The sequence below is a fragment of the Streptomyces sp. NPDC001222 genome (assembly GCF_042896945.1).
Lineage (GTDB): Bacteria > Actinomycetota > Actinomycetes > Streptomycetales > Streptomycetaceae > Streptomyces > Streptomyces gibsoniae.
The window spans coordinates 78308-103635 of record NZ_JBIAXT010000027.1; the positions used below are offsets into that span (position 1 = coordinate 78308).

20 protein-coding genes and 4 pseudogenes are annotated in these 25328 nt (G+C 67.7%); 13 read left to right on the top strand and 11 right to left on the bottom strand.

Annotated features, from left to right (window positions below):
• Nucleotides 1-59 precede the first annotated feature (59 nt).
• Nucleotides 60-578: pseudogene (locus ACFY2Z_RS29895) on the top strand (bacterial transcriptional activator domain-containing protein); the annotation flags it as partial.
• A 604-nt stretch (nucleotides 579-1182) separates the two neighbouring features.
• Here ACFY2Z_RS29895 and ACFY2Z_RS29900 read toward each other — a convergent pair.
• The gene (locus ACFY2Z_RS29900; RefSeq protein ID WP_390747196.1) at nucleotides 1183-1560 is read right to left on the bottom strand and encodes a recombinase family protein; all 378 of its coding nucleotides are present in this window, start codon (nucleotides 1558-1560) and stop codon (nucleotides 1183-1185) included.
• Between the two features lie 440 nt (nucleotides 1561-2000).
• Between ACFY2Z_RS29900 and ACFY2Z_RS29905 the strand changes: the two genes are divergently transcribed.
• Nucleotides 2001-3107 carry a hypothetical protein gene (locus ACFY2Z_RS29905; RefSeq protein ID WP_390747197.1) on the top strand — a complete coding sequence of 369 codons (1107 nt, stop codon included), beginning with the start codon at nucleotides 2001-2003 and terminating at the stop codon, nucleotides 3105-3107.
• A 585-nt stretch (nucleotides 3108-3692) separates the two neighbouring features.
• Here ACFY2Z_RS29905 and ACFY2Z_RS29910 read toward each other — a convergent pair.
• A complete protein-coding gene (locus ACFY2Z_RS29910; RefSeq protein WP_390747198.1) occupies nucleotides 3693-4211 on the bottom strand; it encodes a hypothetical protein in 519 nt (172 codons plus the stop codon).
• 471 nt (nucleotides 4212-4682) lie between these two features.
• On the opposite strand from ACFY2Z_RS29910, the pseudogene ACFY2Z_RS29915 reads away from it, so the two are divergent.
• The 3 genes and pseudogenes from ACFY2Z_RS29915 to ACFY2Z_RS29925 all read left to right on the top strand — a co-directional run.
• A pseudogene (locus ACFY2Z_RS29915) lies at nucleotides 4683-4925 on the top strand (3-dehydroquinate synthase); the annotation flags it as partial.
• A 691-nt stretch (nucleotides 4926-5616) separates the two neighbouring features.
• The gene (locus ACFY2Z_RS29920) at nucleotides 5617-6069 is read left to right on the top strand and encodes a hypothetical protein (protein ID WP_390747199.1); all 453 of its coding nucleotides are present in this window, start codon (nucleotides 5617-5619) and stop codon (nucleotides 6067-6069) included.
• Between the two features lie 269 nt (nucleotides 6070-6338).
• A complete protein-coding gene (locus ACFY2Z_RS29925; RefSeq protein ID WP_390747200.1) occupies nucleotides 6339-7121 on the top strand; it encodes an IS5 family transposase in 783 nt (260 codons plus the stop codon).
• Nucleotides 7122-7125: 4 nt separating this feature from the next.
• Here ACFY2Z_RS29925 and ACFY2Z_RS29930 read toward each other — a convergent pair whose 3' ends face one another.
• The gene (locus ACFY2Z_RS29930) at nucleotides 7126-7605 is read right to left on the bottom strand and encodes a hypothetical protein (protein WP_390747201.1); all 480 of its coding nucleotides are present in this window, start codon (nucleotides 7603-7605) and stop codon (nucleotides 7126-7128) included.
• Nucleotides 7606-7757: 152 nt separating this feature from the next.
• Here ACFY2Z_RS29930 and ACFY2Z_RS29935 point away from each other — a divergent pair.
• Nucleotides 7758-8148 (top strand): annotated as a pseudogene (locus tag ACFY2Z_RS29935) (transposase); the annotation flags it as partial.
• Between the two features lie 49 nt (nucleotides 8149-8197).
• On the opposite strand, the gene ACFY2Z_RS29940 reads toward ACFY2Z_RS29935, so the two are convergent.
• Nucleotides 8198-9181 (bottom strand): phosphotransferase family protein, encoded by a 984-nt coding sequence (locus ACFY2Z_RS29940; RefSeq protein WP_390747202.1) that lies wholly within the window; start codon nucleotides 9179-9181, stop codon nucleotides 8198-8200.
• 148 nt (nucleotides 9182-9329) lie between these two features.
• On the opposite strand from ACFY2Z_RS29940, the gene ACFY2Z_RS29945 reads away from it, so the two are divergent.
• The 4 genes from ACFY2Z_RS29945 to ACFY2Z_RS29960 all read left to right on the top strand — a co-directional run bounded on the left by ACFY2Z_RS29945 (nucleotide 9330) and on the right by ACFY2Z_RS29960 (nucleotide 14122).
• Nucleotides 9330-9701 (top strand): winged helix-turn-helix transcriptional regulator, encoded by a 372-nt coding sequence (locus ACFY2Z_RS29945; protein WP_390743458.1) that lies wholly within the window; start codon nucleotides 9330-9332, stop codon nucleotides 9699-9701.
• A 1024-nt stretch (nucleotides 9702-10725) separates the two neighbouring features.
• The gene (locus tag ACFY2Z_RS29950) at nucleotides 10726-11928 is read left to right on the top strand and encodes an FAD-dependent oxidoreductase (protein ID WP_390747203.1); all 1203 of its coding nucleotides are present in this window, start codon (nucleotides 10726-10728) and stop codon (nucleotides 11926-11928) included.
• Nucleotides 11929-11967: 39 nt separating this feature from the next.
• Nucleotides 11968-12681 carry a serine O-acetyltransferase EpsC gene (gene epsC, locus ACFY2Z_RS29955; protein WP_390747204.1) on the top strand — a complete coding sequence of 238 codons (714 nt, stop codon included), beginning with the start codon at nucleotides 11968-11970 and terminating at the stop codon, nucleotides 12679-12681.
• An 82-nt stretch (nucleotides 12682-12763) separates the two neighbouring features.
• Nucleotides 12764-14122: an ATP-grasp domain-containing protein gene (locus ACFY2Z_RS29960; protein WP_390747205.1), complete on the top strand. Its 1359-nt coding sequence runs from the start codon at nucleotides 12764-12766 to the stop codon at nucleotides 14120-14122.
• 31 nt (nucleotides 14123-14153) lie between these two features.
• Here ACFY2Z_RS29960 and ACFY2Z_RS29965 read toward each other — a convergent pair.
• The 7 genes and pseudogenes from ACFY2Z_RS29965 to ACFY2Z_RS29995 all read right to left on the bottom strand — a co-directional run.
• A pseudogene (locus ACFY2Z_RS29965) lies at nucleotides 14154-14288 on the bottom strand (transposase); the annotation flags it as partial.
• A gap of 885 nt (nucleotides 14289-15173) precedes the next feature.
• Nucleotides 15174-16100 (bottom strand): PLP-dependent cysteine synthase family protein, encoded by a 927-nt coding sequence (locus tag ACFY2Z_RS29970; protein WP_390747206.1) that lies wholly within the window; start codon nucleotides 16098-16100, stop codon nucleotides 15174-15176.
• Nucleotides 16097-16876 (bottom strand): HpcH/HpaI aldolase/citrate lyase family protein, encoded by a 780-nt coding sequence (locus ACFY2Z_RS29975; protein ID WP_390747207.1) that lies wholly within the window; start codon nucleotides 16874-16876, stop codon nucleotides 16097-16099. The genes ACFY2Z_RS29970 and ACFY2Z_RS29975 overlap by 4 nt, the downstream gene beginning before the upstream one ends.
• A 2-nt stretch (nucleotides 16877-16878) precedes the next feature.
• The gene (locus ACFY2Z_RS29980; protein ID WP_390747208.1) at nucleotides 16879-17757 is read right to left on the bottom strand and encodes a TauD/TfdA dioxygenase family protein; all 879 of its coding nucleotides are present in this window, start codon (nucleotides 17755-17757) and stop codon (nucleotides 16879-16881) included.
• A gap of 57 nt (nucleotides 17758-17814) precedes the next feature.
• Nucleotides 17815-19224 (bottom strand): acetyl-CoA carboxylase biotin carboxylase subunit family protein, encoded by a 1410-nt coding sequence (locus tag ACFY2Z_RS29985; RefSeq protein ID WP_390747209.1) that lies wholly within the window; start codon nucleotides 19222-19224, stop codon nucleotides 17815-17817.
• A 3-nt stretch (nucleotides 19225-19227) separates the two neighbouring features.
• Complete coding sequence (locus ACFY2Z_RS29990) at nucleotides 19228-20235, bottom strand: methyltransferase (protein ID WP_390747210.1); 1008 nt, start codon at nucleotides 20233-20235, stop codon at nucleotides 19228-19230.
• Between the two features lie 80 nt (nucleotides 20236-20315).
• Entirely contained in the window at nucleotides 20316-21362 is a 1047-nt protein-coding gene (locus tag ACFY2Z_RS29995) for a PLP-dependent cysteine synthase family protein (protein ID WP_390747211.1), read from the bottom strand.
• 214 nt (nucleotides 21363-21576) lie between these two features.
• Between ACFY2Z_RS29995 and ACFY2Z_RS30000 the strand changes: the two genes are divergently transcribed.
• The 3 genes from ACFY2Z_RS30000 (at nucleotide 21577) to ACFY2Z_RS30010 (ending at nucleotide 25202) form a co-directional block, all read left to right on the top strand.
• Nucleotides 21577-22392: a helix-turn-helix transcriptional regulator gene (locus ACFY2Z_RS30000; protein WP_390747212.1), complete on the top strand. Its 816-nt coding sequence runs from the start codon at nucleotides 21577-21579 to the stop codon at nucleotides 22390-22392.
• Nucleotides 22393-22495: 103 nt separating this feature from the next.
• Nucleotides 22496-23758 carry an MFS transporter gene (locus ACFY2Z_RS30005; protein ID WP_390747213.1) on the top strand — a complete coding sequence of 421 codons (1263 nt, stop codon included), beginning with the start codon at nucleotides 22496-22498 and terminating at the stop codon, nucleotides 23756-23758.
• Nucleotides 23759-23963: 205 nt separating this feature from the next.
• The gene (locus ACFY2Z_RS30010; RefSeq protein WP_390747214.1) at nucleotides 23964-25202 is read left to right on the top strand and encodes an ATP-grasp domain-containing protein; all 1239 of its coding nucleotides are present in this window, start codon (nucleotides 23964-23966) and stop codon (nucleotides 25200-25202) included.
• The last annotated feature ends 126 nt before the right edge of the window (nucleotides 25203-25328 follow it).

Here is a 25328-nt window from a genome sequence, read left to right on the forward strand (position 1 = left end):
GAGATGCATGACATGCAAATGAGAACAAGCCGTGACACCGAAATGAGAAGTCGCACCTCTACGTACCGCGCCGCAAGACCGGCTCAGACCCCTACCGGCTCGCTGCTGGTGTGCGCTGCGACTGGACCCGCTTCCTCCAACTCGTCGAACACGCACTGCCACTGGGCCCCTCAGGCCTCGCCGACTTGGAGAAGGCGCTGACTCTGGTGCGCGGAAGGCCGTTCGGCGGCCGGCCGCTGCCCTGGGCCGAGCCCCACCAGCAAGAGATGACCACGCGGATCATCGACATCGCCCACACCGTGGCCACCTACCGCACCCCCCAAGGCCCCCACCACGACCTCACCGCCGCACGCCACGCCGTCACCACCGGACTCGACGCCGACGACACAGCAGAACTCCTCTACCGCGACTGGATGCGCATCGAACACACCGCCGGCAACCGCTCCGGACTACACACCGCCATCACCCGGGTCCAACACATCAACCAGGCGCTGGACTGCTCGCCGGAGATGGAGACCGAGCAGCTCATCAACGAGCTCCTCAACGGCTCGGGCACGGCGCCGCACAAGACTCTGTAGACACTGATACACAGAGCCGCACAGTGCGCACTACGGGCCGGGGACAACGTCCCGGGCCAAGTAGGCGAGCAGTTCGCTCAGAGCCGCCTCTGTCCCGCCTCAGTTGACCTGGTCCGAATCTCAGATGATCTACTCCGGTTCGCTCGTCGTGTCAGGTGATCTGGTTCCAGGTGTGGGAGCAGGCCACTGGGGGAAGCCGAGGGCCCGTCGGCGTCCCACCCCCACCGCGAGTGAACACCCGAAGAAGACGCCTGGACCAGTCACGGCTATGATCCGCATCTTCGAGCGAATGAGGACCTGGTGGGTATATTTCGGCGCGGAGAGCGTCGTGACGGGGCCGACCTGCCGCGCGATGGGGAGTTCACGTTCCTCTCCGAGGCGGAGGCTGCCCGATTGCGTACCTTCGTCCACGAGGCCTTCGCGGAGCGCGGCATCGAGGTAACGGTCGAACCGGGACGCGTGACCACAGACTCGGGTTGGCACTTCGGCCTCTCCAATCTCGCGGCGGTGTGCCACAACGACAGCCGCGGCCCCCGGAGCTGGCGGGCGCTGGCAGACGAACATGTCGACCGGGTCATCCGTTCAATGGATGGACCGCAGGCCCTCAGGGCCCTGCCGTGTGTTCGACCACGACTGTGGTCACCGCCGGGTCGGCCAGCAGCCGCCTTGCCTTCGCGCGGCAGCCGTTCATGCCCGAGGCGATCTCGGATTCGATCCGCACGACCTTCTGCCCGGCCTTCGCCGCCCATGCCGACAGGCGAGCGGTCTGCCGCTCCAGGTCCGGCCTCTGATCGTGCGAGGAAACACGGGCATACAGACCTACACCACCGGTCACGGAGGGTGAGGTGTTCGCGTCGATGTTCACCAGGATCGTGCGCGGTCCCACGCGTTCCGCAGGTACCGGCAATGTGCCCTCACGGAACCATCGATACGCGGTACGCGGGGCAATTCCCTGCGCACGTGCCCATTCCGTCAGGTTCATGCACAAGATCGTACAACACTCATGACATCATGGACACTTACCCGAGAGCAGGTTCTGACCCTCCCGGATGGCCTGCCGGCGGCTGACCACCACCCCCAGCACACGGTCTTGATCGTCGACACGCTCTACCAGTTCATCCACGACGCACACCCTGGCAGAGCCCACCGACAACGCCGCTTCCCGGCGACCCGTGGAGGGCGTTCCGAGAGCACCTGCACCAGGAGGTCGGACGCGGATGACGACAGTTGTCGTGCAAATACGACACCTATCGTGCTCAGGCTCAAGATGTTCACCACTTCGGGAGGCAGCAGGCACATTGAGGATTCGAACGGTGATGCTTCACGCCGTGGCGGTGCTCGGCCCCGCAGCGGATGAAAAACACGTTGGCCGGTCCGCCGCGGAGCTGCGACGATGCCCTCTGTTTCTCTAGCGGAGGACGTTTGTTCGTTTTCGTGTGTGCAGGATGCGGCGCCAGGCTGACCATCCCGCTGTCCCAGGTCGCACTGCCGGCCCATGCCCATCAGAAGTACGGGAACGGGATTCAGCTCCCGGTGCTCATGGAGTCGGGCACATTCGCCGTGGACCCGGAGCCCTGGGGGCCGCCGTGGCGGAGGTGGGATGAGATCGATCCAGACGAGGCGGCGGCCCGCGGTATCTACGCGCCGGTCCACGCCTTGTCCGAGGGCGCGCCCGGCCCCATCGTCATCGCACCTGGGGATACCCGCGGCACCACGCTCATACCGGAGAAAGCTGGCGGCTACTGCTGCGGCCTCGACTGGGGTGACGGCCCCAACATGGCCTGCGAGGCGTGCGGCCTGCCCGTGGCGAACCGGATCGACGACTGCTCACTCTGGCAGGCGGTCTGGCTCGCTCCGGACGCCGTGCGCCGCCTCCCCGTCGACAACACCGACACCACAACACTCTCCTGGGCGGAACTGTTGGTGGAGGGGAAAGGCACGCCCCCGTTCGAGCCGATCACCCGATGGGGCTCGCTGCTCGGGCTGGACCACTGGTGGTCATGGAGCCCGCAGTGGGAGGCGGCAGCCGGCCGGGCGCTCGCCCACCTGCTGGCAGCCTCGGATGGTCGGCCGGTGACGGTCCCGCACGGCCTGATCGCGGAAGTGTTCCAACGCGCCCTCGATGCCTTGCTGCCCGCGGGCCCGCCAGCGCGGCGCGCCGTCCTGGCCGGACCGGGACTGTCCGCCCCCGACCCGGACGCCGACATACTCCTCCTGCCGACCCACCCGCAGACCGCGCAGCCCTGGAGCCCGACCGGCCCGGCCGCATCGGCATACCCGGTGCCGCTGCCGTTCGGCGTGTGGATGTGGCTGGCCTTCCCCGAGCCACACCTACACCTCCCCGCGTCGGGCACCATGCCCGAGGGCGTTCTCCGCGACGACCCGCCCGTGCCGCGCCCCCATCACCTGTTCCGGGCCGACCCGGGAACCTTCCAGTACACCCTGGTCCGGCTGCCGGCCGTCCGCAGTCCGTGGCTGCGCGAGATCCTCGAGAACCTCACGCAGTACATGCGCACCGGTCTCTTCTAGTCGACGGGCAGGGGGGCGCCCGTACTCACTCTCCGAAACTGCCGTAATCGAACAGCGCCGGGCAGTGCTGCCTCCCGAAGTGGTGAACGGACGGCTGCACCTGGCAGCCGGGATCGTCTGGACGGTGGTGTGGTCGCGGGAACATCCCGCGGACCCCTCCAGCGTGCGCGTGTACCAGGACAGCCTCGGCCACTGGCACGCGTCCTTCGTCGTCCCGGCTCAGGTTGAGCCGCTCTCTGCGACCGGCCGCGTCCTGGGCGTAGAACTGGGGTGTGAAGGAGACCGCGACCACCACGGACGACACTTACGACCTCCCGCATGGCGAGCACGGCAGGCAGGCCGCGCAGCGGCTGGCGAGGTACCAGCGGATGAAGCGATCCCACTGCACTGCCAGAACAACGCCCCCACCTGGTGGCGCATGCGCCTCCACGCTCGAATTCAGGACACCGAACCCGCCACCGAAGCACACCTGCTGACGTTCTGGCCCGCACCCCAGACGCCACCAGTGGTTCACAAGGCAGCCAGCAAGATCTGACACAGAAGGGGTCCCCCGGCCGCGGCCGCATCGGCGCCCTTCCGGGCCGGTCAGTTCAGGCCCAGCGTGGACAGGGCGGTGGTCCAGTCGGTGACGATGGCCTGCTGCGCGCCTTCGAGGGTGACCTTGCCGGAGCAGACGGCGGTGTGCAGCTTCGTCTCCACCGGGTCCTTCTTGTTGTTGATCCCGCCGCCCTGCCTGTGGCCCGGGTCAGCCGGCTCCACCCAGAGGTTGCGGGCGTCGTTCGGGTCACCCCCGAGCTGCAGGGAGATCAGGTGGTCGTACTCGGCGTCTCCGAGGCTGCCCTTGTAGCCGTACGAGGCGGCATTCGCCCGCTTCTCCTTGCCGGTGATCGACTCCGGCGGCCGGATGTTCTTGGTGTAGCCGCCCTTGCGGCAGATCGTCGTGGCCAGGTTCGCCTGCGTCACCGCCGGAGAGATCGCGCCCGGGGTGCAGGTCAGGTCCTCGAGGGGCTCGCCGTGCTCGTAACGGTAGTGACAGCTGCCCGCGGGCGGCTGCTGCTGCACCGTGTACGTCCTCTGCGGCCCCGCACCCACCGGGATCTTCACCGCTCCCGCAGGTCCAGCAGTCTCGCGGGGCCTCTGCGCCGACGCTCCGCCTTTCCCCGAAGTGTCCGACGCGGACTGCGAACCGGACGAACAGCCTGCCAACAGCAGACAGGAGAGCAGCACCGGCGGCACCGCGCGACAGATGGAGCCCATGACAACCCCTCACGAACGAGCGACAACTGCGCACATGCTCCCACCACTCGAACGCCCTCCTACCGCACACCGCCGGGCGCACAGGTGCACGCCCGGCCACCCGAACACGCGCGCACCGCTGCGCGGCCGTGCTGGACGCTTCGACGACACCACCGTCACCGGCGTCGCCCAGGCCACCATCGACCACATGGTCCCCCTCGCCGAAGCCTGGCGCTCCGGCGCCGACACCTGGACCACGGACCAGCGCAAAGCCTTCGGCAACGATCTCGAAGACCCCCAGCTCCTGATCGCCTCGGAGTCGTCGAACTCGTCGAAGTCCGACAGCGGGCCCGCCACGGCGCCGCCGTCGCCGTGGGTATGCACTTCGCCGCCGAACTCGGGCGGCTGGCGGGCCGCTTGGACGACGCCACGGCCGATCGCCACCGTACGGTCCTCGAGGCCGTCGGGCTGCCGCTGCACTACCGCTACGACCAGTGGCCCAGGCTGCTGGAGGCCATGAAGGTCGACAAGAAGTCCCGCGGCGATCTGCTCCGCTTCATCGTGCTGGACGGCCTGGCCAGAGCAGGAGGGCCGTACCGTCTGCGCCTTGAGCGTGGTCAGCCACACCAGCCGCCACACCGCCGCGGGACTGCGCGACTTCGCCCCTGGACCGGATGCTCGCACGGCCGAACACATGGGCCAGGCGCTCACCGAACTCCGCTTGCGCCGCTGGCCACAGCCTCCGCAGCGGGAGTTCTCCCTCGACGCAAAAAGGGAGTTGGGACCGGAGTACCTGCGGTCGCCGGCGCGCGGACTGTCCGTACTCGCCGCGCTCGGCACCCCGGGCGGGATGACGCTCTCCGCCGTCGCCGAGGCGACCGCCCCGCCCTGCCGCCGGTCTACCGGGGCGCCGCGGACCGCAACGGGTCCCCCGAACAGCGGCCCCCTGTCGTTACTGAAGCCATTGGGCCGTTCGAAGGAGTTGAGGCAGCGAGACAGCCAAGAGTGTCACGGACCGTCAGCTGCATTTTTTCCTGCTCTCAGCGTGATTCCACGTTGGGACGGGGACGGCGTCCAGGCGCCCTCCCAGCATCAATGGCCCATACAAGGGAGAGTTACGGATATATCCGCGCTTTGTAACGCGAATCCTTTCCTCGGTCTGGTGTCGCCGTGGAGGGCCACAGTGTGGGGCCTCGGCACCGAGCCGGGAATTGCGGATAGCACGCCTGGCCCCGACCAGGGGCGGTGTGCACGAACGTGAGGTGACAGATTCATGTCTGTTTCTCGTACGACGGTCCGCCTGATCGCCACCTGTGTGGCTTCGGGCGCACTCGTCGGCGCGGCCGCCATGCCGGCCCTGGCCGCCGGAGCCGGCCATGACCGCGTCAACGGGAGGTACTCGCACAGCCACAGGAGCGACCACGACCACGACGGCCACTTCGGTGACCGGAACCGGGGCTGGGACCACGACCGGGACCGGGACCGGGGCTGGCACCACGACCGGGACCGGGGCTGGGGCCGGGGCTGGGACCGGGACCGCGACTGGCACCACGGCTGGGGCCAGGACCGGGGCTGGGACCGGGGCTGGCACCACGACCGGGACCGGGGCTGGGACCGGGACCGCGACCGGGGTGAGCGCCACGGCTGGGACCGGGACCGCGACCGGGGTGAGCGCCACGGCTGGGACCGGGACCGGGATCACGACCGCCTCCTCGGCCACCGCTAAGAAGCCGTTGTCGTACCGATCACGGTGAGCATGGGTTCGAGTGCAGCGACTCGACCAGGTGATCTTCCGGCTTGCTGGGCATGAAGGCAGGGCCTCCTGCACAGCTCGTGGGTGTCGAAGTCCATGAGTAACAGGAGGCCCTGGTGCCGCAGTCTTCCGTGCCGTTGCCCGCTGCGTCCAACTCGCCCGCCCGGTCGTGTGATTGCCTCGCGCACGTGTACGGCAACGCGGCCGATCGTGGCGAGCGTGTGCGACGCTACCCGTCGGACATGACCGACGCGGAGTGGACGGTGGTCCGGAACCTGCTTCCGGTGCCGGCCTGGATAAACGGCAAGGGCGGCCAGCCGGAGGGATACTGCCACCGGCAGATGATCGACGCGATCCGCTATCTCGTGGACAACGGGATCAAGTGGCGGGCGATGCCAGCGGACTTCCCCGCCTGGGACCGCGTCTACGCGTTCTTCCGCCGCTGGCGCGACCACCGCCTGATCGCCGAGTTCCACGACCGGCTGCGCGGCCGGGTCCGCCAGAGCGAGGGCCGGGACACCGAACCGACGGCCGCGATCGTCGACTCGCAGTCGGTCAAGGCAGCCGCGTCCGTCCCGGGCGCCTCCCGGGGCTTCGACGGGGCCAAAAGCATCAACGGCCGCAAGCGGCACCTGATCGTGGACTGCCTCGGTCTACTACTTATGGTGATGGTCACCCCGGCCGACGTCACCGACCGGGACGCCGCCTGCGGCATGCTGCCCCGCCTGCTGGCCCGCCACCGCACGATCCGGCTCGTGTGGGCCGACGGCGGCTACGCCGGCCGCCTCGTCGACTGGGCCAGGCAGACACTCCGCCTCACCCTGGAGATCGTCAAGCGCAGCGACGACATGTGCGGCTTCGTCGTACTGCCCCGACGCTGGTGCGTGGAGCGCACCCTGGGCTGGCTGATGCGCTCGCGGCGCCTGGCCCGCGACTACGAGACCCGGCCCGCCACCAGCGAAGCCGTCGTGCAGTGGTCGATGGCCATGCTCATGGGACGGCGCCTCGCCCGCCGCCGCACCTGATCACTCACTCCTGAGGGCATCGGAGGGTGAACAGACCCGGCCCGTGTTCAGCCAGCCAGCCCCGTTCGACCAGCCGCTTCGCCTTGACCCGCACACCCTCCACCTTCGCGGGCACCAACTCCAGGCCCAACCGAGAAGCCAGGTCCTTGGCCCGCAGTCCCTCCCCGTCACCGTCGGCCTTCAGCACCGCCAATAGCCTCCGGTACTCCGGAGCAAGCACCTGAACCGTGACACCCTCGCGCCACTCGGGGACCACCGACCCGGCTACAGGCTCCTTCACCACGACCGGAACCGGTGTCGCCCGGACCGGCTCCTGCGACACAGCACCCGCGGCCAGGGCCTCAGCCAGTTCCGCGAGCGCGACGACCCGCCGTTCCAGCACGACCTCCGCCTCCGCCAGCTCGGCCAGAACCCGATCCGCCTCGGCGCGCAGCTCCCCCACCCGGACCCGGGCAGCCGACTCCCGAGCCTCCAACAGCCCCATCACCGAAGGCACCTGCCTACCTCCCCGACAAAACAACACGACGTGTCGTTCCTGCCGCAGAACCGTCGACATCATGCCTGAGCAGGGAAAACGCAGCGATCACATTCGGAAAGACAACAGCTTCTGATAGGACTCCGTCAGGTCTGTCTCCCATCTACAGCGCCGAAGACCGCGACCACGCCGAGGCGGCGATCAAGACTGTTCACTCAGCTCTACGGGGCGAAGTTCCCCAAGGCCGTCAAGAAGATCACCGACGATCGGGACGAGCTGCTGGCGTTCTATGCCTTCCCGGCCGAGCACTGGATCCATTTGCGGACCACGAACCCGATCAAGTCGACTTTCGCCACGGTCCGGCTGCGGACCAAGGTCACTCGCGGCGCAGGCTCCCGCGCCGCTGCCCTGGCCATGGTCTTCAAGCTCGTCGAGTCCGCCCAGGCCCGGTGGCGGGCCGTGAACGCGCCCCACCTCGTCGCTCTCGTCCGCGCCGGCGCCCGCTTCGAACGCGGTCAACTCGTCGAACGCCCCGAACAACTCGCAGCATGACAGGCCCGCTAGCCAGGGCCTCCCTTGGCCGCAGGCCGTCGATCCGTCTTCAGGCGTAGCGCGCGAAAAGGGCCCGGAGGTATCCCTCCAGGCGCCTGGTCAGCAGGGTGGGGGTCAGATCGGCACGGCCCACCTCGCGCCACGGAACGGCGACCTTCTCGGCGTCCGGAGCGAAGGCCAGGGCGTCCAGCAGGCGCCAGTAGAGATGGGCGTCGCGATCTTCGGCCAGCGTCCCTCCCGCCGCTACGTAGCGGTCGGCGAAGCGCATGCCCGCGGAAGCCCCGTGCAGCAGAGCCAGGGCCGTCGAACAGTGGGCCACGTCCAGGTCGGCCGGCCCCCAGGAGGTCTCCACCCAGTCGACGACGCCGCTGATCCGCAGATCGTCGCCCTCGCCCATAAAGAGGACATTGCCGGGATGGAAGTCCCGGTGCAGGAAGCAGGCCCGGTACTCCGGGGGCTCGCGGCGGATCACGTCCATCGCCCGTTGCCACAGTTCAGGCTGATCGGTGTCTTCGGGCGGGCTCACCCGCTCGGGAGAGGTCCACGCCTGATACGCGCGCGGCCGTGCCTCGGCGGTCACTGGCAGCCGGTGGATGCGCAGCAACTGGTTGGCCAGCAGTTCGGCACGCCGGTCGGCCCCCTCATCGCCCAGGGGCACGGTCCCGGGCAAGAGGGACATCAGCAAGGACGGATGGTCGCAGTACTGCGCTGTCGCGTCCACGGCCACCAGCCTGGCCGCAGGCACATCCGTGCCGCCGAGCAGGCGCAGCACGGCTGCCTCGCGGGTCAGCAGTCCCTCCGCGTGCCGAACGTAGAAGGGCTTGACGAAAGACCGCAGGACCAGCGACCGTCGACCGCCCCGCCCGCAGATGTCCAGACGGTGCATTTCCGACGTCCATCCGCCACGCAACCGTACGACATTCTCGATGCGTTCTGCCTCGAACAGCCCCTTCTCCACCCAGGCACGCGTCGCGCCCCAACCCTGGTCCTCAAGATAGGTACTGATGTGCTCGGCTCCCTCGTCCGCAACCATGGAGGCAGGCTATCGATCTCATCGACGGACGCATTTAGCCCCCACCCACAACTCTTGACAATTGCTCTCTCCAATGAACGTGGGCGAGAGCGCCCGCAGGGATACTTACTTTTTTCACCTCCATACGGGGGCGCAGTATTCTGAGGGCATGACGGTCGAGCAGAGCCACGACCCCGGCGCCTGCAAGCAGGTGGACGAGGGCATCACCCGGGTCTTCCAGTTGCTCGGCAAGCGCTGGACCGGCCCGATCGTGGCCGTACTCGTCGAGCAGCCGGCCAACTTCGCGGCCCTGCGCCGCGCCGTTCCCGGCCTCAGCGAGCGGATGCTCTCCGACCGCCTCACCGAACTCGGCGCCGCGGGACTCGTGGTGCGCGAGGTCGACGAGGGCCCGCCGCTGCGGGTCTCCTACCGCCTCACCCAGGCGGGGGCCGCGCTGGAGCCCGCGCTGAAGGAACTCGGGCAGTGGGCGAGCGAGCATCTGCCGGGCGGCGGGCCCTGTACGGAGCCGTGCGTGGAGTGACGCCTCAGGCCGGCGGGGACGGCCCCGGCCGGGCCCGTCGGGCGCTTTTTGTCTCGTCACGCTGACACATCCCCACATCGCCCGGCGAGCCGGAACCAGCCCGCCGGCATCAGTCCTTGCCGGCGGCCACGCCGTCGTCTCGGTCTTCGCCGTGTACCTGCCGGGCATCAGTGCCTACCGCTGAAGGTCATGAGCAACGACCTACGTGACAGTCGAGCGCCGTACAGCGTCACGGCATGTCCGTGTGGCCGAACGCTCGTTGAGGGAGTGCGAGATGTACGCGGGGTGGGGCCGAGTCCGCGCTGCGTCTGGACGGGCAGATGTCCCCGCCCCGGTGAAGATGCCGAGGTCCGGGCGTCTCGCTCAGCATGAGACACCTTGAGCAGATACCTCGGATTGAGTGGGTCGACCCCGCCTGTGGCGAGACCGGACACGCTTGTTGTCCGCGGACGACAAGCGACACGACCCGGTCTCCTGCCGCGGACTACGAGACGGTGCAGGGCCGGATCGTGGACAATCGTGCGGAGGTCGGCACGACAGGTTCCGCGGCGGTGCCGCCGGCCCTGGACGCGGGCTGGACGTCGGACCGGATCCGGCCGGGCCAGCGGGTGCTGCTCCTCGGCATCGAGGCGAGCCGGTACGGCCCAAGGCGACGACATCGTCGCGATCCCCGGCGCCCGGCGCGCCAAGAGCCTCGAGGAGAACCTGGCCGCGGCGGAGTTGAGCCTGTCCCCCGAGGTACTCGTGCGGATCGACGCCATCGCCCCGCACGGGATCGCCGTCGGCGAGCGCTACCCCGTGCCCGCCACGGCCCAGGTCGACGGCTGACGTCACGGCCCCGCAGGGCCCTTTGAACTCTTCCCTGAACCGGGTTCGTACCCACCCCGGTCCGTGCGTCCTCGCCCCCCTCGCGTGCGCCATTCGGCTGAGCAATATCGGAGATGGATGAACGGCCCGGATCCAACATTCTTGTAGGCATGTATGACAGGAGCACCGACAATCCGGCGGGCCTGGCGGTTGGTCCATGACGGCCAAGCGGTTCGCCGCGACCGTCGTGGGTGGTGGCATCGGCGGGCTGGCCACAGCGGCCGCACTCGCACGTTGTGGCTTCGAGGTAACGGTCGTCGAACGCGCACCGAGCTTCGAGCCCGCGGGCTCAGGCCTGATGCTCTACCCGAACGGCGTTGCCGCCGCGGACGCCATCAGCGGTCGGCTCGGCCGGCGCATCCGCGAATCCGGGCATGTGATAAGGCCGGATGAGGAGCGGGTGCTGCTCAGCGCCTCCGGCCGGATCCTCGCGCGAGAGAAGATCGGCCGACTGGGTTGGCCCGACGGAACTCCGTCGATCTCCATCCTGCGCACAGCCGTACAGGAATCGCTGATCGACGACGTCTCCTCCGCCGGTGTCGAGGTCCGGATGGGTGCGGTGGTGTCCGACTACGCGACGGATGGCGGCCCGGTCTCCTTGCGATTGTCCGACGGCAGCACCCACTTCACGGACCTGCTGGTGGCCGCGGACGGGATCTGGTCGGCGGTGCGCGAGCAGATGCTCGCGGACGGACCGCCCCGGTACTGCGGTTACACATCGGTGCGCAGCCACACGCCGGGCAGTTGGCCATGGCCCCAGGGCTTCGTGGCCAACGGGAACGGCGTTCAGATATTTGCCGCTCCGGTTGCCGATGGCACGCTTTACTGGACGGCCAAGATCACCGCTCCACCCGGAACCTGGCGGCAGCTCGGCGCGGAAGCGGCGCAACGACGGTTGGCGGAGCTGATCGGCGGATGGCCCGCCCCGATCGTGCGGCTGATCACCAGCAGCGACCCCGCCGATGTCGCGGTCACGGACGTCCACGATCGTGACCCCGTATCTCGGTGGGTGGACGGCCGCGTGGTCCTGCTTGGCGACGCGGCGCATCCCATGGCCCCGGCCCTCGGACAAGCGGCGAACATGGCGCTCGAAGACGCCGTCGTCCTCGCGTCAGAGCTGCGCACGCACGTCGTGAGCGGCGGTCGCGGCGACTTCGACACCGCGCTCCGCGCTTACCAGCGGCAGCGCGTGGAACGCACCGCTCGGGTGGCGCTCCTTTCCCGCCGCCAGGGCCTACTGGACCAGGGAACGGGCAAAGTCCGGTCGCTTGTACGCAATACCGCCATGAGCCTGCGCGGGCGCAAAGATGCAGCGCTCCACGAGGTCACTCGGTGGGCCGTCCCCGCTTCCGCGGCGTAACCCCGTCGACGTTTCCAGACACACGGCCGGGAGGACACGATGAACTGGCCACGACGATCCGACCGGGATCCGGCCCGGCACGATGCCGACTCACAGGAGGGCTATGTCCTCGCCACCAGGCTCATGGCCGAACGCAGGCGGCCGGATCCGACCCGGAAGCCCGACCTGCCAGAACCATACGCGCCGGCGGATCTGATCCGCCTTTTCACCGAGGACATCCGCACCGTCATCGAGCGCGACCCGTCCATACAAACGTTCGCGGAAGCTCTCCTGCATCCGGCACTGCCCGCCCTGTGCGTCCACCGCGTGGCGCACCTGTTCCATAAACGAGGCGCTCGGCTGACCGCGCGCGCCCTGATGCTGTGTGCCCGGGCGCTCACCGGTACGGAGATCCATCCGGGTGCCACGTTGGGCCGCAGAGTACTTATTGATCACGGTGCGGCCGTTGTGATCGGCGAAACGGCGGTGGTGGGCGATGACGTCACCATTTATCACCAGGTCACCCTCGGAGCGGTCGGCTGGTGGCGGGATAACCGTAGGCTGCCCGGAGAACGGCGCCACCCGGCAATCGGCAGTGGTTCCGTGCTGGGCGCCGGCGCCACCGTCCTCGGACCGGTGGATATCGGCGACAGAGCGGTAATCGGGGCGCAAGCCCTCGTCCTCACGGATGTGCCCGCTGACACTCATGTGGTAACAGCGAAAGCGCCGCCAAAATCGCATGAGGCACTACCCAAGATGGCCTGGATGCCCTGATCGGGCGGCCTGTCCCTCGCCCTCTCGTCCTCGCCCCGGAAGAAGCGGAGGAAGCGTGCAAGCGGATTCGACGGTTCTTCTCGTGGGCGCCACTGACAGTACGGTGAGAAAGGCAAAGGAGCTGGGGCTGCATGTCGTCGTGCTCCAGCATCCCCAGAAACTTGCGGAGGCACCGTGCGAACTGGCCGACGTTGTCCGGGCCGTGGACTATACGGATTTGACCGCGCTGGAAACGACGGCCCGTGAGCTGTGGAACACAACAGGATTCAGCGCCGTTGTCTCCCTCACAGAGCCTGGCCTGGAAGGCGCGGGCTTGCTCAATGATCTCTTCGGTCTGGGCGGAACTGGGCTCGAGGTGGCCAGGCGCTTCAGGGACAAACTGGCCATGCGCCGTCGCCTGGTCGCGGCCGGCAACGGAGCGGCCACCGCTGCCGCGGCGCCGCTGGCGAAGCGACGTGACATCGATGAGTTCGCCGGCCAGCACGGTTATCCGTTCATTGTCAAGCCGACGAACGGCACGGGAAGTTACGGGGTGTTCCGGGTTACCGGCCCCGAAGCAGCGGACACGGCGTGGGGCACGGTGAGCGCGCTGAACGGGCATCCCATGGCCCGCACAACCATGCCATTTTCTGTCGATGGCTTCATGTTGGAAGAATACATCGACGGACCTCAATTCAGTGCGGAATCCTTCAGCTTCGACGGCCGTCATGTGCTGATCGGCATCACCGAGACGCATCTCGCCGCCGACAGTTTCGCGGCCTTCTCCCACGTCATGCCCAGCCGGCTGGATGACGCCGCCCAGGCCGGCGTGCTTGACGCCATGAGCCGTTTCCTCGATGCCATGGGGCTGCGAGACGGGCCCGCGCACACCGAGTTCAGGCTCAGTGAGCGAGGGCCGGTGGTAATAGAGTCGCACAACCGTTTCGGCGGCGGCGCCATCCATCAACTCGTGCGCGGTGCCTACGGAATCGATCTCGAAACCTACGCGCTCGGCCGGCCGTTCAGGCTGGTACCCGAGATTCCCCGGCCACCGCGGGCGCACAGCGCTGCCGCCGTTCGCTTCCTTGTCAGCGGCCCGGGACAGGTGGAATCCATAACGGGAGTAGAGGATGCGCGATCGGAGCCGGGTGTCCTGACGGCCCAAATGTGGGTGAAGCCGGGCGACACGGTCCGCCCGGTCGAGGATTCCTGGGACCGTCTGGGGCTGGTGGCCGCTACTGCGGTTACCACCGAAATGGCGGTCCGCCTTGCCGACGAAGTCCTCCGGGACACCATCCGGATCCAGGTGCGAGGTGAGGACGGCGTTCTGCGGCCCGCACGTATTGCCCTCCCGGACCACCTTCAGCTTGATCGAGCGCGGAACCCCGGGTGTTCACGCCCGGGAGGAAGCGCTTCTCCGGATCGCTCTGACCCGCGGGTGTCCACGGGTCTGCACTGTTGACCTCAGCCAGGTCGCCTCGGTTCTCGATGTAGTCCTTGATGATCTCCAAGGGTGCACCGCCGCACGAGGCGGCGAAGTACGAAGGCGACCAGAAGTGGTCACCCCACAGGTACTTTCGGATACGGGCCGGGAACTCCTGACGGAGCCGCCGGGCGGAGACGCCCACTACCTCCAAGCCCGGCCCCTCAGAACCGGGTCGAGTTGACCGTCATCCGGCACACGGTGAGTCCGCCGTCCGCATGGCCACAGCGGACTGATGCAGGCGACCGCCGAACGCGCGGACCCAGGACGGCCCGCCTCCTCCTTACGGGCCCAAGGAGATTTCAACGTTCCGGCGATCCAGTAGGTGTGCTGGTCGCAGCAGCCTCACGATGCCCCGACGTCTCGATACCAACGCAACGAAGCTCCGGTTGGCCGGGTGACCTCGACAAGTCGCCCTGAAGCACCGGAGCTTCGATGTGCCGCCCGTCTGCCACCGCCTGCCTGATCAAGTCGCCGGCGTTGGGAGGGCCGAGGCAGGCCGGCGCTGGAGGAACGGCTGCTCAGCCTGCCAGATCCGCGCTGCCGGCGGGGCGGCGTCACCCGCTCGTGACGGTGCTGCTGATCGCTTGCGCGGCCGTGGCGACGGGGGCGAGGCCGTTCGCGGCCATCGGGCAGTGGGCCGGCGAGGCGCCGCAGGATGTTCTGGCCCGGCTCGGGTCCCGCACCGCCACGGCATTCGCTCCGATAGATCTTCCCGGCGCTGACGTAGGCGCTGTCCACGACGTGCTCGCGCGGGAGCATCCCGCCGGGTCGTCGTGGATACGTGCGGTCAACTCGGCGTCCTGCACCGTGGAGACGGTGGTGGTGACATGGACGGCCACGTCGGGGCGTTCCGGAACACAGGTTTCCGTGAAGTGGACCCGATAGCCCCGCCACGCTGCCCCTCTTGACGCCGTAGCGCGCGTCGGGGTGATAGGCGAGGCGAACCGCAGCGAGGCCGGCGGGAGCGCCTTTTCCTCACGCCACCGCAGCGTTCCCCAGCCTTCACCGCAAGGGAACTGCACCCGTCTTAATCCGCGCCGGCCGAAAGATAGCGTTCACCGGAATCGGGAAACACCGCGACGATCGTCGCCTCAGACCATTGTGGCTGCCTGGACAGGATGCGGGCGGCATGTGCCGCCGCCCCCGACGATATTCCAGCGAGCAGTCCGGTGGCCTGGGTGATCTCCCGGCTCGTGCTGGCCGCTTCCTCGTCCGATACCGCGATCACCTCGTCGATAAGCGCCAGGTCCGTGATTTCCGAGACGTAGCCCGCCCCGATCCCGGGGATGCCATGTGGTCCCGCCTCGCCTCCCGAAAGGACGGCCGACCTGGTGGGTTCGACCGCGACCACGTGAACATCGCGTCGTTCCTTGAGGAAACGTGCGATCCCGGTCAGCGTTCCGCCAGTGCCGACGCCGCATACCAGCACATCCATTTCTCCCGCGGTATCCCGCCATAGCTCGGGGCCGGTGGTTTCATAATGGGCCAGCACGTTGGCGGGGTTGGTGTCCTGGTGTGGAAGCCAGGAGCCGGGTATGGATTTCTGCAGCTGCTCCGCGTATGCCCATGCGGCCAGCAGTCCGTCACCATGGGGCACGAACTTGATCTCAGCCCCTAGCTTGCGCAGTATCAGCTGCCGTTCCACGGTGGCGTTGTCCGGCATGACGATGATGCAGCGGTGACCATGCAGTCGGCAGAGCGCGGCGAGGGAGATGCCGGTGCTCCCGGACGAGCACTCGATGACCGTCCCCTCTGGCGGCAGCTCCCCCGATTGCTGGGCGGCACGGAACATGTAGAGCACCGCCCGGTCCTTGACGTTGGCGAGCGGGTTCAGCATCTCGAGCTTCGCCAGTGTCCGTACACCCACCGGGACGCCCGGCAGCCGATACTGAAGCAATGGAGTGCCGCCGACCAATTCCTCCATGGACTGGTAGATCCGGCCTTCCGGGCTCATGAGGCTCCCGCCCCCCGGGCTGCTGCCAGGTGCGCGGCCGCGGCCTGTTCCAGGTGGGTGATATCGCTGGAAATCGTGGCGAAGGTGTAACCACCCGTCAGCCACCGGGCCGCGCTCTCCCCGTCCAGGCAGTGGATGCCGCCGGCGATACCTGCGTGTCGTGCGGCTTCGGCAATGGCGGTCGCCGCTTCCAGCAGCGCCGGTTGCACCGCGGGATCACCGAAGTATCGTCCGCCAAGTGCTACGGAGAGGTCGGCCGGTCCCAGGTAGACGGCGTCCAGGCCCGGAGTCGCGCAGATCTTCTCCAGGTTGCTCATGGCTGCCATCGTCTCGATCATGACGATGCAGACCACGCCCTCGTCGATCTCGGCCGGGACATCACCGAGCCGGAACTGTGCCCGCACGGGGCCGGCCAGGCTGCGGGTTCCAGCAGGCCAGTGCCTAGTTGCCCGCACTGCGATCTCGGCCTGCTCCGGCGATTCGACCATGGGCACGATCACGCCACGCGCTCCGGTGTCCAGAGCGGCACCGATGGCAACAGGATCCACGGAAGGGACCCGGATCAGGCCCGCCGCGCGTTGTCCCGCGTCCACCGCCAGCATCGCGGCGCTCCACCCCGGCTGCGACAGCACCCCATGCTGGCCGTCGACCCCGATGTAGTCATAGCCGAGCCGGGCTATGCGTTCGACCGCGACAGGGTTGTCACACGCCATCCAGTAGCCGGCAAGCTGCTCGCGGGCGCGCAGCCGCCGCGCAAACGACTCTGGCGTCGCCATGTCTATTGCCCTCCCTCATCCCCGTCGTCGGCATGGATCGTGTAGCTGCGTTTGCCGTCCAGGCCGACAGGCACATCGCCGGTGACCGAGACCCGGTGCAGCAGCCGCCTGTGGCCGTCGTAGTCATCGACGCCGTAATGCTGCGTGCAGCGATTGTCAAAGATGAGCACGTCTCCCGGCCGCCAATTCCAGCGAACCTGGTTTTCCGGGCGCAGTGCGTAGGACTGCAGCACATCGATGATCGGCCGCGACTCCCGTAGAGTCATTCCCACCAGGCGCTGGGCGAAGCCGCCGAGGAACAGGGAGGGTTCGCCCGTCTCCGGGTGGATCCGGACGACCGGGTGCGCGGTCTCGAACCGCTTGGCAAGGAAGGCTCGGCGCACTTCGTCACCACGCTCGGTGCCCAGGCGCGGCTGTTCCGCCCGGTTGGTGTGCACTGCCCACAGCCGATCGGCGATCTCCCGCAACTCGGCGGGCAGATCCCGGTAGCCGGCCTCGCCGCTTGCTACCAGCGTGTCTCCGCCGTAAGGCGGCAGCACCACACTCCGCAGCGTGGTTCCCAGTGACGGGGTCTCGGTGAAGCTGATGTCGCAATGCCAGTGGTTGGCCCGTTGATCCTCCCCGTCCACGACGAGGACCTGCGGGCTTTGCTCGGCGGTCCGCATCAGCGGGTGCCGGTGGGTGAGCGGGCCGAATCGGCCGGCGAAGGCCAACTGCTGCTCGTCACTGATTTCTTGATCACGGAAGAACAGCACTTTGTAATCAAGGAACGCCTTCTTGATCTCGGAAAACAGCTGATCTGAGATCGTGGCACTCAAGTCGATACCGGTGATCTCGGCGCCTATTCGGCCGCCGATGCGCCGGATGTCGATGCCGCTCATTTTCTTAACCCCCGTTTCCTTCTCGAACCACGGGCCTGACGTTCAGGTCACGAGACTTCAACCGTCGCGCCGCATCTGAGATGAACTGCCGGCCGGGACCGCGGTCTGCTCATGCCATCCCCGCGCCAACGCATCCTCCAGGCCGTTCAGAACCGCGTACGCGTCGTGCACGAGCGTTCCGGAATCCGCCGACGTCATGTAGAGAACTCCGCCGAGCCCCATCTTCCCGCCGCTGTGCTCGTATTTCGGCATGGGCGTCCCGTCCGGGATCGTGAGTGCCGGCACGGTCTCAACGCTCGTGCCGGGAGTCACCAAAGACGGCCAATCGACCACGCGACTGTCCCAGACCAGGTCCTTCGACCACGGCTCCCCCACGGCGTTCGTGGCGAGAAGGGACAGCGTGCACGCGGCCCCCGTGGCGTCATGATGGGTGAACATGGAATCCGGCAGGTCGGCCGGGAGCCCGAGCAGCGCATCAGCCAGAATCCCGACCAGGTCACAGCCGTATACATGCTCTATTTGCGCAAGGATCGCGGCGCCGCCGAATCGCGCAGCGGACTCGATCAGCGCGAGCCCCCCGTCCTCCATCAGCTTGATCTCCGTGTGCGTACCACATGTCCGCAGCCCGAGAGCATCGACCGAGGCGCGAGCCACCGATTCGATCGCACGCTGCAGCCGTACCGGGAGTTCGCACGGCGCTATATTGCACAGCTCCATAAAGGGCGGGATCGTCGGCAGCCTCGACGTTATACAGACCGGGTGATAAACCCCCTCGATGACTATTCCCTCCACGCTCAGATAGTCACCGTAGCCGCTTTCGTCCTCCCACCATGACCGCGTCGTCCCCGGGATGATCTCCTCGGCGAGGAAATCATGCTCCGCACCCGGCACCTCCAGCATCAGGACGTTCGCCGCGTCCGCCGTCCTCATCACCGTCTTCGCCTCCTCCCACGCCGGCACGATCTGCTCCTCGGAGGAGATGACGAGCTGCGCGGTCGAGCCGGCGCCCCACGCCGCCTTCAGCAACAGCGGCGGCCGCAACTCGCGGAACGCCTGGCGCAGGTCCGCCGCCGAAGCCACCGTCCGGTACGCCGGTTGCGGCACCCCGGCCTTCGCCCATGCGGCCCGCATCAATCGCTTGTCGCGCGATGCCGCCGCCCCCGGCCCCGGACCGGGAAGGCCCAGCCGGTCGGCCGCCAGCGCCACCGGAACCACCGTGTACTCCGACAGGCCGCACAGCGCGTCCGCACCGACCCGGCCGGCCGCCTCCACGATCGCGTCGACCAGCTCGTCCCCCTTCAATCGCCGCTCATGGGCGGGGATGACCGAGGCGCAGAACGCCTCCGTCCCGGCCGGCAGCGGCTGGAACGCGAGCACGTGGATCTCTCCCCGGGCGGCCAGCCGGGGCAGTGCGAAATCAAGGGGCGGACCGGACCGGCTGTGTACCAGCAGGATGCGCTTTTTCACCGACTATTCCTTTACTCCGCAGAGAATGCTATGCGCATGGATCATCTCGGGAGGCCGCATGTCCGCCTCGTGACTGATCGTCTCTACGGAGGTGAAACCGCATTCCTCCATCCACTGCTTGTAGGTGGAGACCTTCTGCGGACCACCCTCGGCCGTGCTGCAGCCAAGGAAATATGCCGGAAAGAAATCTGCCTGGATCGAGTCCTTCACGTCCTCCGGGTAGGTCGGGACCAGGGCGTAGATCCGGCCACCGGGGTCCAGGCACTCGTACACGGCGCGAAGCACCCGGAATACGTTTTCCTTGCCGAGCTGATCCAGAAAATGCTTTACCAGGACGACTTCAAAGCCTTTGGGAAGGCCGTCGTACACGTCGCCGCCGATGAAGGAGCAGGATTCCTCGACACCGTGCGCGCGGAAGTTCTCCAGCGCGTCGTCCTGCTTCTCCGGAAAATCAAAGCAGGCTACCTGCAGGTTCTTGTCCGGATTGTACTTGCACGTCAGGATCGCACCCAATCCGGTATGCCCCGCGAGGTCGAGCACCCTGCTGCCGTACTCGATGTCGACGTTCTCGAAAAACCATGGGTCGATGAGGGACGTCGTCTGATCCATCATCGCGGACCATGCGCCACGGAGCTCATCGTGTTCGGCACACGCCTCGTAGAGGTTGCCATGGAACCCGAAGATCTCTTCCAGGCCCACCACCGTCCCCGTCCGCACGCTGTCGGCCAGGTGGTAGAGCTGCCGCAGACAGACCTCTTTGATCATGGTCATCAGGCGCATGGCCCGGGCGAACTCGTCATCGGAGAGGCGGGCGAGGCCGCTGGCCCGGTAGCCGCCGATGCTCTCGTCGTAGGTGACGAAGTCTTCCTTGACAAGCAGGTGCATCAGTTGCTCAATGGCGTCCGGCCGGACGCCGGCCACCGCGGCTATGTGTGCGGCCGACACCCCGGTACCATCATTTTCCCGGAGATGGTCCAGGACCCCGAGCTCATGGCAGGCGTACACGGTCATGAACCTGGTCGGGCCGACCGCAAGATCCCGGAACTGCTCCAGGACGTGCGCAGACCTCGCTAGTGGTCCCGCGGGCGTGGTCATTTCCCTATCGCTTTCCACTGCTCGGGATTTCCGGCGTCGGCGAACATGGTGACCACCAGCTCATCGGGGGGCAGCTCTGCGGCGATCTTGCGCGCGACCAGCCAGTTCGCCGAGGCGGACGTGCCGATCCGCGTGCCGGTCAGGCTGAAGAATTCCGCGGCACCCTCAAGTGCTTCCGGATAGGAGACCTGGTAGTGCGCGGCGACGTCATCCTCGTACGCCTTCACGAACGGCTGTTTGAGGCCGTATCCGAGTCCACCGGTGCCGCACAGCCCCTGAGGGGTCGCCGGAGCCCCGCCATGCCCGTAGGGGGATTCCGCCGGCGTGACGCCCACCGCCCGGACGTCAGGACTGATGGTGCGCAGCATGTTCAGCACTCCGATGAGGGTCCCGCCCGTACCGATGGCGGCGACCCAGGTGTGCGGCTTGCGGCCGTCCAGCTGTTTCACGATCTCTGTGCCCGTGGTCGCCTGATGGATGGTCAGGTTGGCGGGGTTGACGTGCTGGAACAGAAGCTGCCAGGAGCCGTCTCCGTCCGCGATCCGCAGCGCCTGCCTGATCGTGCCGAGGAAGCCCTCCTCCTGCGGAGCGATGTCCACCGTGGTCCCGCGGGACCGCAGCGTGTCCAACACGCTCTGCGACGTGAACGACGCCACGACCAGACGCAGGGGGATTTCCGCTTCCGCGCACAGATATGACAGCGCCAAACCCAGGTTCCCGCCCGAGTACTCCACCAACCGAAGATCCTCTGCCGGCCGGTCTCCGTGGCGTCTGATGGCATCACACACCAGCGCGTAGGCGACGCGATCCTTTACCGAGCCCGCCGGGTTTCCCCATTCGCACTTCGCGAGAATGGTCGCGCCACCGGGCTTCGACGGGACCTCGATGAGCGGCGTATCCCCGAGCCGCTCACGAAATCTGGCCAGCCCTGGATATCGTTCATGGATGGCGGCCACGCTCTGTAGCTCGGTTTCGGCGACCTGGCTGAACGGCTTCAGCAGTTCGTCCACCACCGGCGCCAAAATCTTCCGGACCTCGTCCATTAGAACTCCTCTCCGCCGTCTCGTTCACGCCGGCAGCTTCCGCTAGCGGGGATGACGGGCGCCTCGCATGCTTCACAGCATGCGCTGGGCGGAAAGGCCGAGCCATATCCCATATTGCTGACCCCCGGCTTGCCGCAGCCATCCCACGCCGGTTCGAGCGTTGCTCGAGCCGTGCTCGACCGGAGCGAGATTGCGGCGGCGCAGAATGTCGGTCGTGACAGCAGCCAGATGCCGGGCAGCGCCCGAGACCCACGACGGCGCCACCCGTGAATCTATAGAACGGGCAATCGAGTACATCTGGGAGAGGTATAGCGAGCCGGTCTCGCTGGACGAGCTCTCGAAGAGCGCCCTGCTCAGCCGCTTCCACTTCGCTCGAACATTTCGGGACATCACCGGTGTCACCCCCGGCCGGTTTCTCTCTGCGGTACGCATCTGTCAGGCAAAACGCCTGCTGATCAATACCTCAAGGACCATCACGGACATCTCGTCCGCCGTCGGATATCAGAGCCTGGGGTCGTTCACGAACTACTTCACACAGAGTGTCGGCATGCCACCGAGCCAGTTCCGTCACCTCGTGGAGGGCACCGTACTCAATCTCCTCCCGCCGGAGAACAACGTGCATTCGTCACGCGGCGCGGCGGCCGTGACGATTTCCTTTCCCAGCGGGTGCTCAGGCCTGCGGGTGTACGTAGGGATCTTCCCGTCCCCCATCCTCCAGAGCCCGCCTGTCGCCGCGAAGATCATCGATGGGGCCGACGGCCACCCCTTGCGCTGTGTACTGCCGAACGTCCCGCCCGGCACGTGGTTCGTCCATGCCGTCGCGGCCGCGCGTGCCACCGGCCTGGACCAACGCACCCCCCAGCTGCTGTTCGTGGACCGGCTCGATTCGGTGACGGTCGGGGCTCGTACGGCCCTTCGCGTATCGATGCGCTTGCGACCGAGCAGGCCGACCGATCCGCCGATCCTGCTCGCGCTGCCTGATCTGCGTTCGCTTCCCACGTCCCGTCCGGCCGCGGGCCAGGTCGGCTGAACGGCATGTCCGGTCGGCTGACATCGGCCTCGGACGCCGGCTCCATTTGCCGTCCGATCAAGATTTCGAGGTATACATGATCACCGCCGACGTACACCGGAACGTGAAGCTGCGAATCGGAGTCGGGTTCGTCCGGAAATTCCTGGACATCATGCTCGCCCCGCTGATGGTGATCCACTTCTCGCACCTGTACGGCGCGGCGACGGCGGGACTCATGACCCTCACGATCGCCGTCGCCGTCGTCGGGTGCACGTTCGTCGGCGGCCACATGTCCGACACCCTCGGCCGGCGCCCCACCCTCCTGCTCGGCGAGATCGGCAGCGCCGCGGCCCTTGTGCTGCTCGCGCTGGCGAACTCTCCATGGTGGCACTCGGGAACCGCGACCTTCTGCTGCTACCTGCTCAGCACCAGCCTCTTCGGCATCGCGGTACCCGCCAACGACGCGATGATGGTGGACGTATCCACCCCGGAGACGCGTGCGCAGATCTACACGATCAACTACTGGTCGATCAACGTGGCGTTCCTCCTGGGCTCCCTCGTGGGCGGCTTCGCCTTCGGCCGCTACTTCTTCTATCTGCTTGCCGGCGCCGCCGTGCTGGCGAGCGTCATCGCTGTCATCACCCTGGTCGCGATCAGCGAGACCGCGCCGCGCGGCCACGCCGGTGACGTGCAGGACCGTGGATGGCTGAAGACACTGCTGGGCGGCTACATGACGGCGCTGCGAGACAGCGTCCTCGCCCGCCTGGTCCTGTCCGCCCTCCTGATCCGGAGCGTCGAGATCCAGATCTCGTACTACATCGCCGTGCGCCTCAGCAATGAGTTCGGCCGGCAACAGCTGCTCGACATCGACGGGTGGCGGCCGACCGTCGACGGCGTCGAGATGCTCGGCATCCTCCGGGCGGCGAACACCCTCATCGTGGTCTGCCTGGCGCTGTTCGCCGCGTGGCTGTTCCGCCGCCTGTCCGACCGGCAGCGCATCTTCGGCGGCATCGGCCTCTTCACGGCCGGATACATGGTGTGGGGGGCGAGCAACGCCCCCTGGCTCCTGCTCGTGGCCGCGGTGGTGCTCACCATCGGCGAGATCATGTCGGTGCCGATCCGGCAGGTCCTGCTGGCCGATCTGGTGCCCGCCGAGGACCGGAGCAGGTACATGGCCGTGTACCAGATCAACGTGCAGCTGGGGATGATCGTCGCCTCGCTCTGCGTGACCATCGGCGTGCTGATCCCGGCGGCCGGGATGAGCGTACTGTTCGGGCTCTTCGGATTCGGCGCGATCCTCCTCTACCGGTCGCTCTTCCGCGAGCGCGACGCGCGCGCGGCCGCCCCGCACGCCCTCGTCGCCGAGGAAAGCGCGCAGAAGCCATGAGTACGGTCTGCGAGGCGAACGCCGCACCCACCCGCCGACGCGGAGGGCCGCAGGCGCTGAACGTCGTCGCCGGCGGCATCGAGATCCACCCGGGGCACGCATCGTCCGCCTGGGGCCCGCGAGCGTGGGCACACCGTCGTGACCGACGTCCTGGCCGCACGACGGACGGCGGCCCGCTCACCGCACAAGTGACTGGAGCGCAGCGATGACAGACAAGATCCTCATGGTGATGCCGTGGCGGGCGTACGTGCGCAAGGCCACCGAGGAGGGCCTTCGGGTCTTCTCCATCTGGGACCCGGACCGCATCCCGCAGGACCACCGGGACGAGGTCGCGCGGTACTCCGAGGAACTCCTGTTCACCGACTTCCGGGACGTCGCCGGGCTGCGCCGGCTGGTGGCCGAGACGGCCACGCGGCTGGGCGTCTCACATGTTCTGCACCTGGGCAACGAGGACACCCAGCTACCGGTCTGTGAGGAGGCGCACGCGCTGGGGCTCGCCCCGAATCCACCGGCGGCGCTGCGCGTCATCAACGACAAGACGGCGATGCGGCAGCTGCTGCGCGACCGCGGTCTCTCGCCGGTGCGGGCCACCGTGGCCGAATCGGCGCGGGAGGCCCGGGCGCTGCTGTCGGAGTTCGAACTGCCCGTCGTGGCCAAGCCGGCCCTTCTCTCCGGCAGCCGCGGCGTACGGCTCATCCACGAGGCGCGGGACATGGACGACTGGGAGGAGCAGCTCGCCGACCAAGGCTATGCGGGTCCCGTGCTGATCGAGGAGTACCTGCGCGGGCCCGAGTTCAGCGTCGAAACGCTGACCACGCAGGGATCCCACCACCTCGTGGGCGTCACGGCCAAGCGGAAGACGCCGCCGCCCGGCTTCACCGAGATCGGGCACGTATACCCCGCGTCCATGGCCGAACCCGATCGGGCGGCAGTCACCGACCTGGTCCTGCGGTTCCTGAGCGAGACCGGCTACCAGTTCGGCCCGGCGCACACGGAGGTCATCCTGACGCCGGACGGTCCAAGGATCGTCGAGTCGCAGACCCGCGCCCCGGGTGATCGGATCCATCGAGCCATCGCGCTCGCCTCCGGGTTCGACATCGAGGCGGCCATCTTCCGCGCGCTCATCGGCAAACCGATCCAGGTCGACACCGCCCACCGGGTGGGGTGCGTCTCCTTCTTCCAGCTCCGTCCCGGACGGCTCGTATCCGTGGAGGGGCTCGACGCCATCCGTGCGCTCCCCTTCGTGCACGAGCTGAAGTTCCCCTTCACGCCGGGCGACACGGTCCCAGAGATCAGGAACTCCGGAAGCCGGCACGGCCATGTCGTGATCGACGCCGCGTCCGAGCAGGAAGCGGACCGCCAGATCACCATGGTGCGCGGCCTGTTGCGCGCCACGACGGCCCCCGGCCCGTCGGACCCCTCCGGGAACACCCCACGAACCTAGCTAGCGCTGCGACCGGAAGGTTCGCCGGCTCGCGGCGTCCGGCACGGCACCAGACAGAACTCTGCTGACCCCAGGGCGTCGGGGGCGCGATCAGTGGCCCCCGACGGCCCCGTGACCCGGCGGCAG

Bases quoted from the DNA above. Each gene is read 5' to 3' on its own strand.
- ACFY2Z_RS29900 (WP_390747196.1), bottom strand. From the start codon at position 1,560: ATGAACCTGACGGAATGGGCACGTGCGCAGGGAATTGCCCCGCGTACC.
- ACFY2Z_RS29920 (WP_390747199.1), top strand. From the start codon at position 5,617: ATGTCTGTTTCTCGTACGACGGTCCGCCTGATCGCCACCTGTGTGGCT.
- ACFY2Z_RS29925 (WP_390747200.1), top strand. From the start codon at position 6,339: ATGACCGACGCGGAGTGGACGGTGGTCCGGAACCTGCTTCCGGTGCCG.
- ACFY2Z_RS29930 (WP_390747201.1), bottom strand. From the start codon at position 7,605: ATGGGGCTGTTGGAGGCTCGGGAGTCGGCTGCCCGGGTCCGGGTGGGG.
- ACFY2Z_RS29940 (WP_390747202.1), bottom strand. From the start codon at position 9,181: ATGGTTGCGGACGAGGGAGCCGAGCACATCAGTACCTATCTTGAGGAC.
- ACFY2Z_RS29945 (WP_390743458.1), top strand. From the start codon at position 9,330: ATGACGGTCGAGCAGAGCCACGACCCCGGCGCCTGCAAGCAGGTGGAC.
- ACFY2Z_RS29950 (WP_390747203.1), top strand. From the start codon at position 10,726: ATGACGGCCAAGCGGTTCGCCGCGACCGTCGTGGGTGGTGGCATCGGC.
- epsC (WP_390747204.1), top strand. From the start codon at position 11,968: ATGAACTGGCCACGACGATCCGACCGGGATCCGGCCCGGCACGATGCC.
- ACFY2Z_RS29970 (WP_390747206.1), bottom strand. From the start codon at position 16,100: ATGAGCCCGGAAGGCCGGATCTACCAGTCCATGGAGGAATTGGTCGGC.
- ACFY2Z_RS29975 (WP_390747207.1), bottom strand. From the start codon at position 16,876: ATGGCGACGCCAGAGTCGTTTGCGCGGCGGCTGCGCGCCCGCGAGCAG.
- ACFY2Z_RS29980 (WP_390747208.1), bottom strand. From the start codon at position 17,757: ATGAGCGGCATCGACATCCGGCGCATCGGCGGCCGAATAGGCGCCGAG.
- ACFY2Z_RS29990 (WP_390747210.1), bottom strand. From the start codon at position 20,235: ATGACCGTGTACGCCTGCCATGAGCTCGGGGTCCTGGACCATCTCCGG.
- ACFY2Z_RS29995 (WP_390747211.1), bottom strand. From the start codon at position 21,362: ATGGACGAGGTCCGGAAGATTTTGGCGCCGGTGGTGGACGAACTGCTG.
- ACFY2Z_RS30010 (WP_390747214.1), top strand. From the start codon at position 23,964: ATGACAGACAAGATCCTCATGGTGATGCCGTGGCGGGCGTACGTGCGC.